Source organism: Inquilinus sp. CA228 (genome assembly GCF_052078665.1).
GTDB lineage: Bacteria > Pseudomonadota > Alphaproteobacteria > DSM-16000 > Inquilinaceae > Inquilinus.
In genome coordinates this window covers 20,099-33,645 of record NZ_JBQJIK010000001.1, presented here as the reverse complement: position 1 = coordinate 33,645, position 13,547 = coordinate 20,099, and the positions used below count along the sequence as shown (strand labels likewise).

General features: G+C 71.5%; 14 protein-coding genes. 6 read left to right on the top strand and 8 right to left on the bottom strand.

Annotated elements, in window-relative coordinates; genetic code table 11:
- Positions 1–2: 2 nt before the first annotated feature.
- Positions 3–536 carry a molybdenum cofactor biosynthesis protein B gene (moaB, locus tag ACTOWL_RS00150; protein ID WP_441319154.1) on the bottom strand — a complete coding sequence of 178 codons (534 nt, stop codon included), beginning with the start codon at positions 534–536 and terminating at the stop codon, positions 3–5.
- Positions 537–611: 75 nt separating this feature from the next.
- The gene (locus tag ACTOWL_RS00145; protein WP_441319153.1) at positions 612–1,472 is read right to left on the bottom strand and encodes a uracil-DNA glycosylase; all 861 of its coding nucleotides are present in this window, start codon (positions 1,470–1,472) and stop codon (positions 612–614) included.
- A gap of 174 nt (positions 1,473–1,646) precedes the next feature.
- Between ACTOWL_RS00145 and ACTOWL_RS00140 the strand changes: the two genes are divergently transcribed.
- The 3 genes from ACTOWL_RS00140 to ACTOWL_RS00130 all read left to right on the top strand — a co-directional run bounded on the left by ACTOWL_RS00140 (position 1,647) and on the right by ACTOWL_RS00130 (position 4,227).
- Positions 1,647–3,293 (top strand): electron transfer flavoprotein-ubiquinone oxidoreductase, encoded by a 1,647-nt coding sequence (locus tag ACTOWL_RS00140; RefSeq protein WP_441319152.1) that lies wholly within the window; start codon positions 1,647–1,649, stop codon positions 3,291–3,293.
- Between the two features lie 84 nt (positions 3,294–3,377).
- Complete coding sequence (gene irrA, locus ACTOWL_RS00135; protein WP_441319151.1) at positions 3,378–3,791, top strand: iron response transcriptional regulator IrrA; 414 nt, start codon at positions 3,378–3,380, stop codon at positions 3,789–3,791.
- A 13-nt stretch (positions 3,792–3,804) separates the two neighbouring features.
- Complete coding sequence (locus tag ACTOWL_RS00130) at positions 3,805–4,227, top strand: VOC family protein (protein ID WP_441319150.1); 423 nt, start codon at positions 3,805–3,807, stop codon at positions 4,225–4,227.
- Positions 4,228–4,231: 4 nt separating this feature from the next.
- Here the strand turns inward: ACTOWL_RS00130 and ACTOWL_RS00125 are convergent, their stop codons facing one another.
- Positions 4,232–4,693: a phosphatase PAP2 family protein gene (locus ACTOWL_RS00125; protein WP_441319149.1), complete on the bottom strand. Its 462-nt coding sequence runs from the start codon at positions 4,691–4,693 to the stop codon at positions 4,232–4,234.
- Positions 4,694–4,875: 182 nt separating this feature from the next.
- Here ACTOWL_RS00125 and ACTOWL_RS00120 point away from each other — a divergent pair, with 182 nt between their 5' ends.
- Positions 4,876–7,440 carry a penicillin-binding protein 1A gene (locus ACTOWL_RS00120; RefSeq protein WP_441319148.1) on the top strand — a complete coding sequence of 855 codons (2,565 nt, stop codon included), beginning with the start codon at positions 4,876–4,878 and terminating at the stop codon, positions 7,438–7,440.
- A gap of 4 nt (positions 7,441–7,444) precedes the next feature.
- Here ACTOWL_RS00120 and glcF read toward each other — a convergent pair whose 3' ends face one another.
- Positions 7,445–8,740 carry a glycolate oxidase subunit GlcF gene (gene glcF / locus ACTOWL_RS00115; RefSeq protein ID WP_441319147.1) on the bottom strand — a complete coding sequence of 432 codons (1,296 nt, stop codon included), beginning with the start codon at positions 8,738–8,740 and terminating at the stop codon, positions 7,445–7,447.
- Between the two features lie 130 nt (positions 8,741–8,870).
- Between glcF and ACTOWL_RS00110 the strand changes: the two genes are divergently transcribed.
- Positions 8,871–9,521, top strand: a complete 651-nt coding sequence (locus ACTOWL_RS00110; protein WP_441319146.1) for a hypothetical protein — start codon at positions 8,871–8,873, stop codon at positions 9,519–9,521.
- Positions 9,522–9,555: 34 nt separating this feature from the next.
- Here the strand turns inward: ACTOWL_RS00110 and ACTOWL_RS00105 are convergent, their stop codons facing one another.
- From ACTOWL_RS00105 to ykgO, 4 genes are all read right to left on the bottom strand, one after another.
- Positions 9,556–9,813: a GlsB/YeaQ/YmgE family stress response membrane protein gene (locus tag ACTOWL_RS00105; protein WP_441319145.1), complete on the bottom strand. Its 258-nt coding sequence runs from the start codon at positions 9,811–9,813 to the stop codon at positions 9,556–9,558.
- A gap of 69 nt (positions 9,814–9,882) precedes the next feature.
- On the bottom strand, positions 9,883–11,073 hold the full coding sequence (gene glcE / locus ACTOWL_RS00100; protein WP_441319144.1) for a glycolate oxidase subunit GlcE: 1,191 nt from the start codon (positions 11,071–11,073) through the stop codon (positions 9,883–9,885).
- 4 nt (positions 11,074–11,077) lie between these two features.
- Positions 11,078–12,565: an FAD-linked oxidase C-terminal domain-containing protein gene (locus ACTOWL_RS00095; RefSeq protein ID WP_441319143.1), complete on the bottom strand. Its 1,488-nt coding sequence runs from the start codon at positions 12,563–12,565 to the stop codon at positions 11,078–11,080.
- A gap of 119 nt (positions 12,566–12,684) precedes the next feature.
- Entirely contained in the window at positions 12,685–12,810 is a 126-nt protein-coding gene (gene ykgO / locus ACTOWL_RS00090) for a type B 50S ribosomal protein L36 (RefSeq protein ID WP_138893229.1), read from the bottom strand.
- Positions 12,811–13,058: 248 nt separating this feature from the next.
- On the opposite strand from ykgO, the gene ACTOWL_RS00085 reads away from it, so the two are divergent.
- Positions 13,059–13,517 carry a c-type cytochrome gene (locus tag ACTOWL_RS00085; RefSeq protein ID WP_441319142.1) on the top strand — a complete coding sequence of 153 codons (459 nt, stop codon included), beginning with the start codon at positions 13,059–13,061 and terminating at the stop codon, positions 13,515–13,517.
- Positions 13,518–13,547 lie beyond the last annotated feature (30 nt).

Sequence of the window (13,547 nt, the reverse complement as noted above, 5' to 3'; positions counted from 1 at the left end):
GGTCATTTCTCGCGGAGGCGCGGCATCAGCTCGACGAAATTGCAGGGCCGGAACCGGTTGTCGAGCTGATCCTTCAGGATCAGGTCCCAGGCGTCGCGGCAGGCGGAGGGAGAGCCCGGCAGCGCGAACAGATAGGTGCCGCCGGCGACGCCCGCGGTCGCCCGGCTCTGGATCGTCGAGGTGCCGATCTTGTCGTAGGACAGCCAGCGGAACAGCTCGCCGAAGCCGGGGATGTGCTTCTCATAGACCGCGTGGAACGCCTCCGGCGTGACGTCGCGGCCGGTGACGCCGGTGCCGCCGGTGGCGATCACCGTGTCGATCTCGGGATCGGCGATCCAGGATTTCAGCTGCGCCTCGATCGCCGCCTGATCGTCCTTGACGATGCGCCGGTCGCGCACGGCGTGGCCGGCCGCGGCGATGCGCTCGGCCAGCGTGTCGCCCGACTTGTCGTCGGCGGCGCTGCGCGTGTCGGACACGGTCAGCAGCGCGATATTGACGGCAACGAACGGGCGTGACTCGTCGATCCGGCCCGGCATGCGTCCCCCCAAGCGGTGGTCGAACGAAGCGGCCAAGCTAGCCGAGGTGCAGCGCCGGGAAAAGTAAAACGGTATTCAGCCGGCGGACGTGACGCCGCAGCCGAGCTCCGTCATCCGGTGCTTCAGCACCAGCAGGTCGCGCCAGACGTCGCGCTTCATGCCGGGCTGCCGCAGGATGAAGGCGGGGTGGTAGATCGGCATGGTCGGCACCGGCGCGGCCAAGTCCGGGAAGGACCGGTCGTACCAGCGGCCATGGATCCGGGTGATGCCCTCGCGCGTCGCCAGCAGCGCCGCGGCCGAGGTGCCGCCGGCGCAGAGCAGGATCTTCGGCCGCATCAGCGCGATGTGGCGCTCGATGAAGGGCAGCGAGATCGCGATCTCCGACGCGTTCGGCTGGCGGTTGCCGGGCGGGCGCCAGTTGACGATGTTGGAGATGTAGACACTGGTCCGGTCGAGCCCGATCGCCGCCAGCATCCGATCCAGCAGCTTGCCGGACTGACCGACGAAGGGCTTGCCCAGCCGGTCCTCCTCCGCCCCCGGCGCCTCGCCGACGATCATGATGTCGGACTCGGGGTTGCCGTCGGCGAACACCATCTGGGTGGCCGTGGCCTTCAGCCCGCAGCCGTCGAAGGCGGCCAGCGCGGCCGCCAGCTCCTCCAGCGTATTGCAGCCGGCGGCGATGCGGCGGGCGTCGCCGGTGGCGGCGTCGCTGCCCGGCAGGACTGCGGCGGCGCCCACGGCACGTACCTGTGGGGCCGGGGCGGGCTGGACCGGCTGCGGCGGCGCCATCTGGACCGGTGCTGCCGCGGCCCTGCGAGGGCGGCCGAGCACGCCCGGATCGTCGCCGATCGTCTCGTCGACGCCGGCGTCCTGGTACCATTTCAGCAGGGCGATGATCTCGGCGGGCTGCACGGCTGCTTCGCTGATCCTGTCCATGCGCTAGAAGCCGCGGCACCGCCCGGCCTGTCAACCCCGGCGGCTGGCCTGCCGCAGCCTCGGCGAGGCCTCGCGCGTCGCAACCGGAGCCAAAGCCGGCGCGACATGATCGGCCATTCGATTCCCGGGATGCATTTCTGTAGCATGCCGCCAACCAAACGACAGGAACGCGCGATGGAACGCGAATCGATGGAGTACGACGTCGTGATCGTGGGCGCGGGGCCGGCGGGCCTCGGCGCGGCGATCCGGCTGAAGCAGAAGGCGGCGGAGACGGGGCGCGAGGTCAGCGTCTGCGTGCTGGAGAAGGGGTCGGAGGTCGGCGCCCACATCCTGTCGGGTGCGGTGCTGGACCCCCGCGCCCTGAACGAGCTGATCCCCGACTGGAAGGAGCAGGGCGCGCCGCTGGACACCCCGGTGGCGCAGGACGAGTTCCACTACTTCACCGGGGTCAGCAGCATCCGCCTGCCCAATTTCGGTCTGCCGAAGGAGCTGCACAACCACGGCAATTACATCGTCAGCATGGGGCTGGTGACGCGCTGGCTGGCGCAGCAGGCCGAGGCGCTGGGGGTCGAGATCTACCCCGGCTTCGCCGCGGCCGAGGTGCTGTACCACGAGGATGGCTCGGTCAAGGGCGTCGCCACCGGCGACATGGGCATCGGCAAGGACGGCCAGCCGACCGGCAACCACACGCCGGGCATGGAGCTGCACGCCAAATACACGCTGATCGGCGAGGGCGTGCGCGGGTCGCTGGCCAAGATCCTGATGGAGCGCTTCGCCTTGCGCGCCGATTGCGACCCGCAGACCTTCGGCCTGGGCGTCAAGGAGCTGTGGGAGGTGAAGCCCGAGAAGCACCGGCGCGGCCTGGTCCAGCACGGCTTCGGCTGGCCGCTGGACAACGAGACCTATGGCGGCAGCTGGATGTACCATTTCGGCGAGAACCTGGTCTCGATCGGCTATGTCGTCGCGCTCGACTACAAGAACCCGTATCTGTCGCCGTTCGAGGAGTTCCAGCGCTTCAAGACCCACCCGCTGATCCGCCCGGTGCTGGAGGGCGGCAAGCGCCTGGCCTATGGCGGCCGCGCCATCAATGAGGGCGGGCTGCAGTCGATCCCGAAGCTGACCTTCCCGGGCGGCTGCCTGATCGGCTGCTCCGCCGGCTTCGTCAACGTGCCGCGGATCAAGGGCAACCACACCGCGATGAAGAGCGGCATGGTCTGCGCCGAGGCGGTGTTCGACGCCCTGGCCGAGGGCCGCGAGGGCCATGACGAGGTCACCGCCTATCCGGAGCGGCTGAAGGCCAGCTGGGTCTGGCAGGAGCTGACGGTGGTGCGCAACTGCCGCCCGGCCTTCCGCTGGGGCACGATCCTGGGCACGCTCTATTCCGGCATCGAGCTGTGGACCCGCGGCAAGCTGCCCTGGACCCTGCGCCACAAGCATGCCGACAACGAGACGCTGCGCCCGGCCGCCCAGTCGAAGAAGATCGACTATCCGAAGCCGGACGGGGTGATCACCTTCGACCGCCTCTCCTCGGTGTATCTGTCGAACACCAACCACGAGGAGAACCAGCCGTCGCATCTGAAGCTGAAGGATCCGTCGGTCCCGATCGCCTACACCCTGCCGCTCTATGACGAGCCGGCGCAGCGCTACTGCCCGGCCGGGGTGTATGAGGTGGTGCGCGCCGAGGACGGCAGCGACCCGCGCTTCGTGATCAATGCGCAGAACTGCGTGCACTGCAAGACCTGCGACATCAAGGATCCGAAGCAGAACATCGTCTGGACCGTGCCCGAGGGCGGCGGCGGCCCGAACTACCAGATGATGTGAGACGCGGATCGATCCCCGGCGCCGGGGTGTTGTTCCCCGGAGCCGCACAGATTATGGTGCGAAGGGGATCATTGCAGGACCAGAATGACGGACGCCCACGACACCGTCCCCGTCGACCGGCTGATCGAGGCCGGGCTGCGGCCGACCCGCCAGCGCGTGGCGCTGGCCCAGCTGCTGTTCGACGGCGGCGACCGCCATGTCACCGCCGAGGCGCTGCATGGCGAGGCGCTGGCGGCCGGCCAGGCCATGGCGCTGGCGACCGTCTACAACACCCTGCACCAGTTCACCGAGGCCGGGCTGCTGCGCGAGGTGGTGATCGAGGCCGGCCGGTCCTATTTCGACACCAACATCCGCGACCACCATCACTTCTATCATGAGGCCACGGGCGAGCTGCGCGACGTCCATGGCGAGGCGGTGGTGGTCTCGGCCCTGCCCGCGGCGCCGGCCGGCACCCGAATCGCCCGGGTGGATGTGGTGATCCGTCTGACGGACGAGTGACGGCCCCGGCGCGATGACCGCCGCGCCGCGCATCGACGGGCTGCTCGAGACCTCGCTCTACGTCGCCGACCTCGACCGCGCCGCCGCCTTCTACGAGCGGGTGCTGGGCCTGGGCGTGATGCTGCGCAGTCCGCGGCTGGTGGCGCTGGATGCCGGCCGCCAGGGCGTGCTGCTGCTGTTCCTGGCCGGCGCCACCTCCGCGGATGTGGTCGAGGCCGGCGGCACCATCCCGGGGCATGAGGGCGCGGGGCGGCTGCACATGGCCTTCGCCGTGCCGGCCGGGGACCTCGACGCCTGGCGCGCCCGGCTGGCCGAGGCCGGCGTGGCCCTGACCGGCGAGATGGCCTGGCCGCGCGGCGGCACCAGCCTGTATTTCTCCGACCCCGACGGTCACGTCATCGAGCTGGCCACGCCGGGCCTGTGGCCGAACTACTGAGCCGTCACGCCGGCGCCACCCGGCGAGGCCGGCGCAGCCGCGCCACGATCCTGGCCGTGAAGACCGAGACGCCGCCCAGCGCCAGCCCGACCAGCACGTCCCCGACCGTGTGGCCGCCCAGGGTCACCATGACGACGGCGACGGCCAGGATCAGCGCCGCCGCGGCGGCGATGCGCCCCGGCGACCAGCGCGGCCAGACCAGCGCCGCCAGCGTCGTCACCGTGACCACGACGAGGGCCGAATGGCCGCTGGGCAGCACCAGCCCGACCTGGCCGAATCCCTCCGGATGCCAGTCCACCACCGCCCGCGCGGCCGCGACCAGGGCGATCGCCACGGCCAGCGCGGTCAGGCTGAACACGGCCAGCCGCCAGCGGCCGCGGGCGATGGCCACGGCCGCGACGATCACCTGCAGCGGCACCACGACGTACCACCAGCCCAGCAGGGCGATCGACAACAGGAGAACCATCGGTTTCATGCCGCCATGATCCCATGCCCGGCGCCGCGGATGAAGGGGGGCATGGCCGGCAGGCCGCGTCGACCTATCTCACTCCCCCACAGGCTTCGCATGGCTTCGTCGAGCAGAAGGCGTTTCCGATTCGCCGGCCGAACGGTTAGTAAGAGACGCCCTGGGACCAATGAACCGCCCGCATGTCCGCCAGCTTTTCCGTCGCCGCCGTCCTGCTGAAGCTCCTGGTCACCACCGCCGGGCCCGAGCTGCACCTGCCCGACGCCGGCCAGCTCGCCGCCTATCAGCCGCCTGAGACCACCCGCATCTACGCCGCCGACGGGTCGCTGCTGCGCGAGTACTATGTCGAGAACCGGGTGGTGGTGCCGCTGTCGGCCCTGCCGCCCTATCTGGTGCAGGCCTTCATCTCGGCCGAGGACCAGAACTTCCGGCGCCATCACGGCGTCGACCCGTCCGGCCTGGCCCGCGCCATGGTGGCCAACATCAAGAACCTGCGGAGCGGCCGGCGGCTCGAGGGCGGCTCGACCATCACCCAGCAGGTGGCGAAGAACCTGCTGCTGACCAATGAGGTCAGCGCCCTGCGCAAGCTGCGCGAGCTGATCCTGGCCTTCGAGATCGAGCGCGACTTCTCCAAGGACCAGATCCTGGAGCTGTATCTCAACGAGATCTATCTCGGCCGCGGCGCCTACGGCGTCGGCGCGGCCTCGGCCCGCTATTTCGGCAAGCCGCCGGTCGAGCTGTCGCTGTCCGAGGCGGCGTTCCTGGCGGCGCTGCCCAAGGCGCCGAGCAACTACAACCCGATCACCCGGCCCGAAGCCGCCCGCACCCGCCGCGACTACGTGCTCGACCGCATGGCCCAGGACGGCGCCATCACCGCCGAGCAGGCGGCCGCGGCCAAGGCCGAGCCGCTGGCGGTGCGCGCCCAGGCGCCGCTGGAGACCGTCTACGCCCCCTATTTCGCCGAGGAGGTGCGCCGGTCGCTGCGCAAATCCTTCGGCAACGACCAGCTCTATCGCGGCGGGCTGGCGGTGCGCACCACGCTCGACCCGCGGCTGCAGCTCTTCGCCGACCGGGCGCTGCGCGCCGGCCTAGAGCGCTTCGACCGCAACCGCGGCTGGCGCGGGCCGATCACCAACATCTCGGCGATGCTGGACCTGCCGGCCTCGGCGCAGGAGGTGGCGCAGGCCGAGGCGGCCCAGGCTCCGGCCCAGCCGCCGGCGCAGCAGGGCCGGCTGCTCGGCGCCCTGTCGGCGATGGGCGTGCGCCTGCCGGACGAGCCGCAGCAGGCGGCCCCCGCGGTCGCCCCGACCGCCGCTCCGAAGGACGACCGCCCGGTGTGGCAGCGCTTCCTGACCGGCATCGACCGGCCGGCCCAGATCGACGGCTGGACCCTGGCCGTGGTGCTGGAGGTCGACCGCCAGGCCGCCACCATCGGGCTGGAGGACGGCAGCCAGGGCCGCATCGAGCGCGCCGACCTGAGCTGGGCCCGCCGGGTCGTGAACGGCCGCGTCGGCCGGCAGGTCGGCGGTGCCGACGATGTCCTGGCCAAGGGCGACGTGATCTGGGTACAGCCGGCCAAGACCCCGGGGCCGGCGTTGGCCGCCTATTCGCTGCGCCAGGTGCCGGAGGTGTCGGGCGCGCTGGTCGCCATCGACCCGTTCACCGGCAAGGTGCTGGCGATGTCGGGCGGCTTCGACTTCTCGCTCAGCGAGTTCAACCGCGCCACCCAGGCGCAGCGCCAGCCGGGCTCGGCCTTCAAGCCCTTCGTCTACCTCTCGGCGCTGCAGCACGGCTACAACCCGTCCAGCCTGATCTACGACACGCCGATCTCGGTCGACCAGGGCCAAGGCGGCACCCGCTACCGGCCGCGCAACTACGGCGGCGGCTTCATCGGCCTGGCCACGCTGCGCTCCGGCGTCGAGCGCTCGCGCAACGTCATGACGGTGCGCCTGCTGGTCGAGATGGGGCTGCAGCCGGTCAAGGAGACGGCGGAGTCCTTCGGCATCTACCAGAACATGCCGCTGTATCCGGCGATGGGCCTTGGCGCCGGCGAGACCACGCCGCTGAAGCTGACCTCCGCCTATGCCACCATCGCCAATGGCGGCTACCAGATCAGCCCCTATCTGATCGAGCGGGTGCAGGACCGCGACGGCCGCAGCCTGCGGCAGCCGGGCGTGGTGGGGCCGGACCGGGCCGACTGCATCCCCTGCGCCGCCACGTCCTGGAGCGGCCAGCCGGCGCCGGCGCGGCCGCGCGGGCAGGAGCTGGACGACCCGATCGCCAACTACCAGATGATCTCGATCCTGCAGGGCGTCACCCAGCGCGGCACCGCCGCCCGGCTGGCGGGGCTGGGCCTGCCGCTGGCCGGCAAGACCGGCACCACCAACGATTCGAACGACGTCTGGTTCGTCGGCTTCTCGCCGCGGCTCGCGGTCGGCATCTTCGTCGGCTACGACAAGCCGCGCAGCCTGGGCGCCGGCGCCACCGGCGGCTCGATCGCGGTGCCGATCTTCAGCGACTTCATCAAGGACGCGCTGGCCGGGGAAGACCCCGGCGCCTTCGCGGTGCCGTCCGGCGTCAGCTTCGCCTATGTCGACCGCCGCAGCGGCTATTCGGCGGAGCCGGGCGGGTCGGATGTGATCATGGAAGCGTTCCGCCCCGGCACCGAGCCCGGCCCGGCGCCGGTCGCCGACACCTTCGGCGAGACCAGCCAGGACGCCCTGACCGGCACCGGCGGCCTCTACTAAGGCGTCAGGCTGCGTCCGCCAGCGCGGCCGGCTTCGGGCCGCCGGTGGCCCAGTCCAGCAGTTCGACCGTGTGCACCACCGGCAGGGCGGTGCCGAGGCCGATCTGGGTGATGCAGCCGATATTGCCGGCGGCGACGATCGCCGCCCCGGTGCTCTCCACCGCCCGCACCTTGCGCGCCCGCAGCTCGTCCGCGATCTCCGGCTGCAGCAGGTTGTAGGTGCCGGCCGAGCCGCAGCAGAGATGCCCGTCCGGCACCTCGCGCAGCTCGAACCCCGCGGCAGCCAGCAGGCGGCGCGGCGGCGCGGCGATGCGCTGGCCGTGCTGCATCGAGCAGGCGGAGTGGTAGGCCACGGCCTGGCCGGTCGGCCGCGCCGGCGGGTTCAGCCCGACCTCGTCCATCAGCTCGGTGATGTCCTTGGCCAGGGCCGAGACCGTCGCGGCACGCCCAGCCCAGGCCGGGTCGGCGCGGAGCATGTGGCCGTAATCCTTCACCGTGGTGCCGCAGCCCGAGGTGTTGACGACGATGGCGTCGAGACCGCCCTCCGCCACGACACGGCCCCAAGCCTCGATATTCGCCCGGGCCGAGGCCAGCGCCGCCGCCTCCCGCCCCATATGGTGGGTCAGCGAGCCGCAGCAGCCGGCGCCCGGCGCCACCACCACCTCGACTCCGTGGCGGGTCAGCAGGCGGACCGTGGATTCGTTGATCGCCGGGTCCAGCACCGTCTGGGCGCAGCCGGACAGCAGCGCCACCCGCCGCTTGCGCGGCCCCTCGGCGGCGAAGACCTGCGGCCGGTCGACCGGGCTGCGCCGCGGCAGCCGGCGCGGCGCCAGGGCCAGCATGGCGCGCAGCCGCTTCGGCAGGAGGCCCGCCACCGGCCGCGCCGCGATCGCCCCGACCAGCGCCAGGCGGAACAGCCGCGGCCGCGGCAGCACCGCCGCCAGCAGCGCCCGGATCGCCCGGTCCGGCAGCGGCCGGCGATAGGTTTTCTCCACCACCGCGCGGCCGTGATCGACCAGGTGCATATAGTGCACGCCCGACGGGCAGGTGGTCATGCAGGACAGGCAGGACAGGCAGCGGTCGAGATGCTTGGCGACGCTGGCCGGCGCCGGGCCGCCGCCCTCCAGCATCGACTTGATCTGGTAGATGCGGCCGCGCGGGCTGTCGAGCTCGTCGCCCAGGACCGTATAGGTCGGGCAGGTGGCGAGGCAGAAGCCGCAATGCACGCAGCTGCGCAGGATCTGCTCCGACACCGCATTGTCCGGATCGGCCAGCTGCGCCAGCGAGAAATGAGTCTGCACCCGCACTCTCCCGTCGTTGCGCCGACACTAGCCTGCGCGCCCGAGCGAAGGGAACCCGGCCGATGCGGCGGGGGGCGTTGTCAACCGGCATAGGGGTTAGTACGCTGGCCGCAAAGACCGGGAGGCCGAGATGACGATGGTTCGGTTACGCTTCGCCCTGCCCATGGCCCTGCTGGGCCTGTCCGGCGCGGCATGGGCCGGAGGGCCGGTGGTTCAGGACATCGCGCTGGGGCAGACACCGCGCGAAGCCGCCGCCTTCGCCGGCCAGGCGGTGACCTTCGCCGCGCCGGGCGAGGCGCTTTGGACCGGCCTGGTCGCCGCGGCGCGGCCGGGCGACGGCACGCTGTTGCTGCAGTTCACCCCGCCGGCCCAGGGCAACCGGCTGTATTCGGTGGCCGAGACCGTGCGCTTCGAGGCCGGCGGACCGCGCAGCGCCGCAGATGCCCTGGCCCCGCTGCAGGCCCGCTTCGGCGAGCCGGCGGCGGTGTTCGACCACACGGGAAAGCAGGTCGCGGTCTGGCGCTTCGTCGGCGGCAAGCCGGCGGCGGCGAGCGTCGACGTCGCCTCGGACTGCTCGCCCTATACGGCGGCGGTCGTGTCGGGTCTGCGGCCGATCGGCTGGCCCGCGCCCTGCGGCGAGCTGGTGTTCGCAACGGTGGATCTGGCGGCGGACGGGGTCCCGGCGTCGCTTCGGGTCACCCATGCCGACAGCGATGCGGCACAGGCGCTGCAGCCGCGCCGCGGCGAGCCCTACGCGCATCTGGCAAGACCGGTGAAGTAGAAAGGCGCGGCCCCGTGGACCGCGCCCGTCGACCTCAGGCCGCGCTGCTGCGGCCGGCGATGACGCGGTAGATGATCAGGAGCACGATCGCCCCGACCACCCCCAGGGCGAACTTCCCGAAGCCGCCTTCCGGAGCGATGCCGAATTGCTGTCCGAGCCAGCCGCCGACGAAAGAGCCGGCAATGCCCAGCAGGATGGTGATGATGAACCCGCCCGGGTCGCGCCCGGGCATCAGGAATTTCGCGACCAAGCCGATCACGAACCCGATGATGATGGTGACGATGATGCCCATGGTGCTCCCCCGAGGCGAGACTCGCGCATCATCATAACCCGCAATCGCGCCTGAGGTTGCCGACTACTATCAGGCCGTCATCCGGCCGGGCGACAGGATGCCCCGCGGATCGAAGGCTTCGCGCACGCGGCGCTCCAGTGCCGCCAGCGCCGGCGGCTGCGGCTCGAACACCGAAAGCGCCGCACGCAGCCCGACGGGTGCCCTGACCAGGGTGGCGTGCCCGCCGCCCGCGGCCGCGACCGCCGCACGGATTGCAGCCGCCCCGGCGTCGCTATCGGCCGGAACCGCGATCCAGACCAGCCCGCCGCCCCAATCGAAGTAATGCGCCCCGCCGGCGGCGGCCGCGACCCCGGGACCTGCGGTCGGCGCCACCGACACCCGCCACACCGCACGCCCATCACTGCCCGAGGCGTCCGCGGCGAAGGGGGCGACATCGCGGATCCGGCGCCAGAGATCGACCGATTCGCCGGGGTCGAGCACGGCGATCAGGCCGGCGTCCCCCAGCAGCTGCGACAGCGACGCCACCCGGCTGTCGACCGAGGGGCCGAAGCCCTCGATCCGGACCAGGCTGCGCGCGGTATCACCCAGGATGCCGGCCGGCAGATGGGCCGCGCCCGACACCTCGTAGGGGCTGGTCAGGGCCCGGGTCAGCACGGCGACGCCGGCGGTATCGTCCAGCCCGGCGATGGCCAGGGTGCGCACCGTCTCCGGCGCCGGCAGCACCTTGACCGTGATCCGGGTCATGGCGGCGAGGGTGCCGAAAGCGCCGGTCAGCAGCTTCGGCAGGTCGTAGCCGGTGACGTTCTTCACCACCCGCCCGCCGGATCTGAAGGCCTGGCCGCGGCCGGACACCGCATCGATCCCCAGCACATGGTCGCGCGCGGCCCCGGCCTTCAGCCGCCGCGGTCCCGACAGGTTGCAGCCGACGGCGCCGCCGAGCGTGCCGGCGCCGGCCGGGCCGCCATAGAGCGGGCCGAGATCGGGCGGCTCGAAGGCCAGGGCCTGGCCGCGGGCGGCCAGCGCCGCCTCGATCTCCGCCATCGGCGTGCCGGGGCGGGCGGTCAGCACCAGCTCCTCCGGCTCGTACACCTCGATCCCGGCGAGGCCGGAGAGGTCGAGCGCATGCGCCGCCTGCACCGGCCGGCCGAAGCCGCGCTTGCTGCCGCGGCCGACCAGCTCCAGCGGCGCCTCGCCGGCCAGCGCCCAGCGGACGATCTCGACCACCTGGTCGTCGGTCTCGGGCTTCAGGGTCTCGGTCATCGGCTCAGAAGCGCGGCAGGTCGGGGAAGCGCGTGGCGCCGTGGTGGATGTGCACCCGGCCGAGCTCGGCGCAGCGGTGCAGGGTCGGGAACACCTTGCCGGGGTTCAGCAGCCCGTCCGGGTCGAAGGCGCATTTCAGCCGCTGCTGCTGCGCCAGGTCCTCCGGCCCGAACTGCACCTCCATCAGGTCGCGCTTCTCGACCCCGACGCCGTGCTCGCCGGTCAGCACGCCGCCGACCTCGACGCACAGCCTCAGGATGTCCGAGCCGAACTCCTCGGCCTTCTCCAGCTCGCCCGGCACATTGGCGTCGTACAGGATCAGCGGGTGCAGGTTGCCGTCGCCGGCATGGAAGACATTGGCGACGCGCAGCCCGTGGCGGCGCGACATCTCCTGCATCCGGGCCAGCACCTCGGGCAGGCGCTTCCGCGGGATGGTGCCGTCCATGCAGTAATAGTCGGGGCTGATCCGGCCGACCGCGGGGAAGGCGGCCTTGCGCCCGGCCCAGAAGCGCAGCCGCTCCTCCTCGCTGCGGCTGACGACGCAGATCGTGGCGCCGCAGTCGCGGCCGATCGATTCGACCCGCCCGATCAGGTGATCGACCTCGGCCTCCGGCCCGTCCATCTCGCAGATCAGCAGCGCCTCGACATCCAGGGGATAGCCGGCCTTGACGAAGGCCTCCGCCGCGTGGATGGCGGGCTTGTCCATCATCTCCAGCCCGCCCGGGATGATGCCGGCGCCGATGATCCGGGCGACGCAGTCGCCGCCGGCCTCGGACGACGGGAAGCCCATCAGCACGGCGCGCTGGGTCGCCGGGCGGCGCAGCAGCCGCACCGTCACCTCGGTGACCACGGCCAGCAGCCCTTCCGAGCCGGTGAGCACGCCGAGCAGGTCGTAGCCCGGCGAGTCGAGGTGCTTGCCGCCGAGGCGCAGCACGGTGCCGTCGATCAGCACCACCTCCAGCCCCAGCAAATTGTTGGTGGTCAGCCCGTATTTCAGGCAGTGCACGCCGCCGGAATTCTCGGCGACATTGCCGCCGATGCTGCAGGCGATCTGGCTGGACGGGTCGGGCGCGTAGTAGAAGCCGGCATGGGCCACGGCGTTGGTGATGCCGAGATTGGTCACCCCCGGCTGCACCCGGGCGCAGCGGTTGTCGAAATCGATCTCCAGCATCTTGTTGAACTTGCCGAGGCCGAGCAGCACGCCGTCCTCCAGCGGCAGGGCGCCGCCGGACAGCGAGGTGCCGGATCCGCGCGGCACCACCTTCACCCCCATCGCCTGGCAGGTGCGCAGCACCGCCGAGACCTGCGCGGTGGTCGAGGGCAGCACCACGATCATCGGCAGGGTGCGATAGGCGGTCAGCCCGTCCGATTCATAGGCGCGGCGCTCGCTCTCCGCCGTGATCACGCCCTCGCCCGGCACGATGGCGCGCAGCGCCGCGACGATCTCCTCGCGGCGTGCCATGACGGCGGCATCGGGGGCTGGCATCTTCATCGGCGGAACCTCCGCCGCGGACGATAGGAAGGCCGGGCCGATCCGGCAAGCTCGGCCGCCAAAATCAAAAGGCCGCGTCCAGGGACGCGGCCTTCGATCGGCTCAAGGAGCGGCTGAGATCAGCCCTGGCGCGCCTTGAAGCGCGGATTCTCCTTGTTGATGACATAGACACGGCCCTTGCGGCGGACGACGCGGCAAGCGCGGTGACGGGTCTTCAGGGTCTTGAGCGAGTTCGCGACTTTCATAATCCATATCCCATGCGGCAGCGCCGGCGCCGCCGGGAGCACGGGCTCGCGGGCCGGAATTCAAGGCGCGGACCATAGTGTCCGCCCCGCATCCTGTCAACCACGCGCGCACCAATTTGGTGCGTAACCCTGCGACACGTCGCAGCGAACCAAGGGCCGGAGCCCGAACACGCTGGAGATCGCAACAATTCCTCCAGCATACTCGCGCCCATCATCGTCGGACCGGCACCCACCCGAGGGGAGGCACCATGCGTTCGTTGAAGTTCGCCGTCATCACCGCCGCCATCGTCAGCTGCGGCGCCGCCATCGCCTGGGCGGCCACGCCCGAGGAGGTGGTGACCCAGCGCGAGGATGCGATGAAGACCTACGGCGCCAGCGCCAAGACCCTGACCGGCTTCGTGCGCGACAACCAGGGCACGATCGACGACGTCAAGGCGGCGACCGGCAAGATGGCGGGGGTGAGCGCCCAGTTGCTGGCCCTCTTCCCCGAAGGCACCGCGGTCGGCGTCGGCAAGAGCGCGGCCAAGCCGGAGATCTGGGCCAACTGGGCCGATTTCCAGACCAAGGTGAAGGCCAACCACGACGCCATCGTGGCGCTGGATGCCGCCGCCCAGGCCGGCGATGTGGCCAAGGTGAAGGCCGCCTTCCCGGCCGTCGGCCAGTCCTGCGGCGCCTGCCACGAGACCTATCGGGTGAAGAAGAGCTGACGGTCACGCACCGCGCAAGACCCGGGGCCT

Coding starts and splice junctions, on each gene's coding strand:
- moaB (WP_441319154.1), bottom strand. CDS start 536: ATGCCGGGCCGGATCGACGAGTCACGCCCGTTCGTTGCCGTCAATATC.
- ACTOWL_RS00145 (WP_441319153.1), bottom strand. CDS start 1,472: ATGGACAGGATCAGCGAAGCAGCCGTGCAGCCCGCCGAGATCATCGCC.
- ACTOWL_RS00140 (WP_441319152.1), top strand. CDS start 1,647: ATGGAACGCGAATCGATGGAGTACGACGTCGTGATCGTGGGCGCGGGG.
- irrA (WP_441319151.1), top strand. CDS start 3,378: ATGACGGACGCCCACGACACCGTCCCCGTCGACCGGCTGATCGAGGCC.
- ACTOWL_RS00130 (WP_441319150.1), top strand. CDS start 3,805: ATGACCGCCGCGCCGCGCATCGACGGGCTGCTCGAGACCTCGCTCTAC.
- ACTOWL_RS00125 (WP_441319149.1), bottom strand. CDS start 4,693: ATGGTTCTCCTGTTGTCGATCGCCCTGCTGGGCTGGTGGTACGTCGTG.
- ACTOWL_RS00120 (WP_441319148.1), top strand. CDS start 4,876: ATGTCCGCCAGCTTTTCCGTCGCCGCCGTCCTGCTGAAGCTCCTGGTC.
- ACTOWL_RS00110 (WP_441319146.1), top strand. CDS start 8,871: ATGACGATGGTTCGGTTACGCTTCGCCCTGCCCATGGCCCTGCTGGGC.
- ACTOWL_RS00105 (WP_441319145.1), bottom strand. CDS start 9,813: ATGGGCATCATCGTCACCATCATCATCGGGTTCGTGATCGGCTTGGTC.
- glcE (WP_441319144.1), bottom strand. CDS start 11,073: ATGACCGAGACCCTGAAGCCCGAGACCGACGACCAGGTGGTCGAGATC.
- ACTOWL_RS00095 (WP_441319143.1), bottom strand. CDS start 12,565: ATGAAGATGCCAGCCCCCGATGCCGCCGTCATGGCACGCCGCGAGGAG.
- ykgO (WP_138893229.1), bottom strand. CDS start 12,810: ATGAAAGTCGCGAACTCGCTCAAGACCCTGAAGACCCGTCACCGCGCT.
- ACTOWL_RS00085 (WP_441319142.1), top strand. CDS start 13,059: ATGCGTTCGTTGAAGTTCGCCGTCATCACCGCCGCCATCGTCAGCTGC.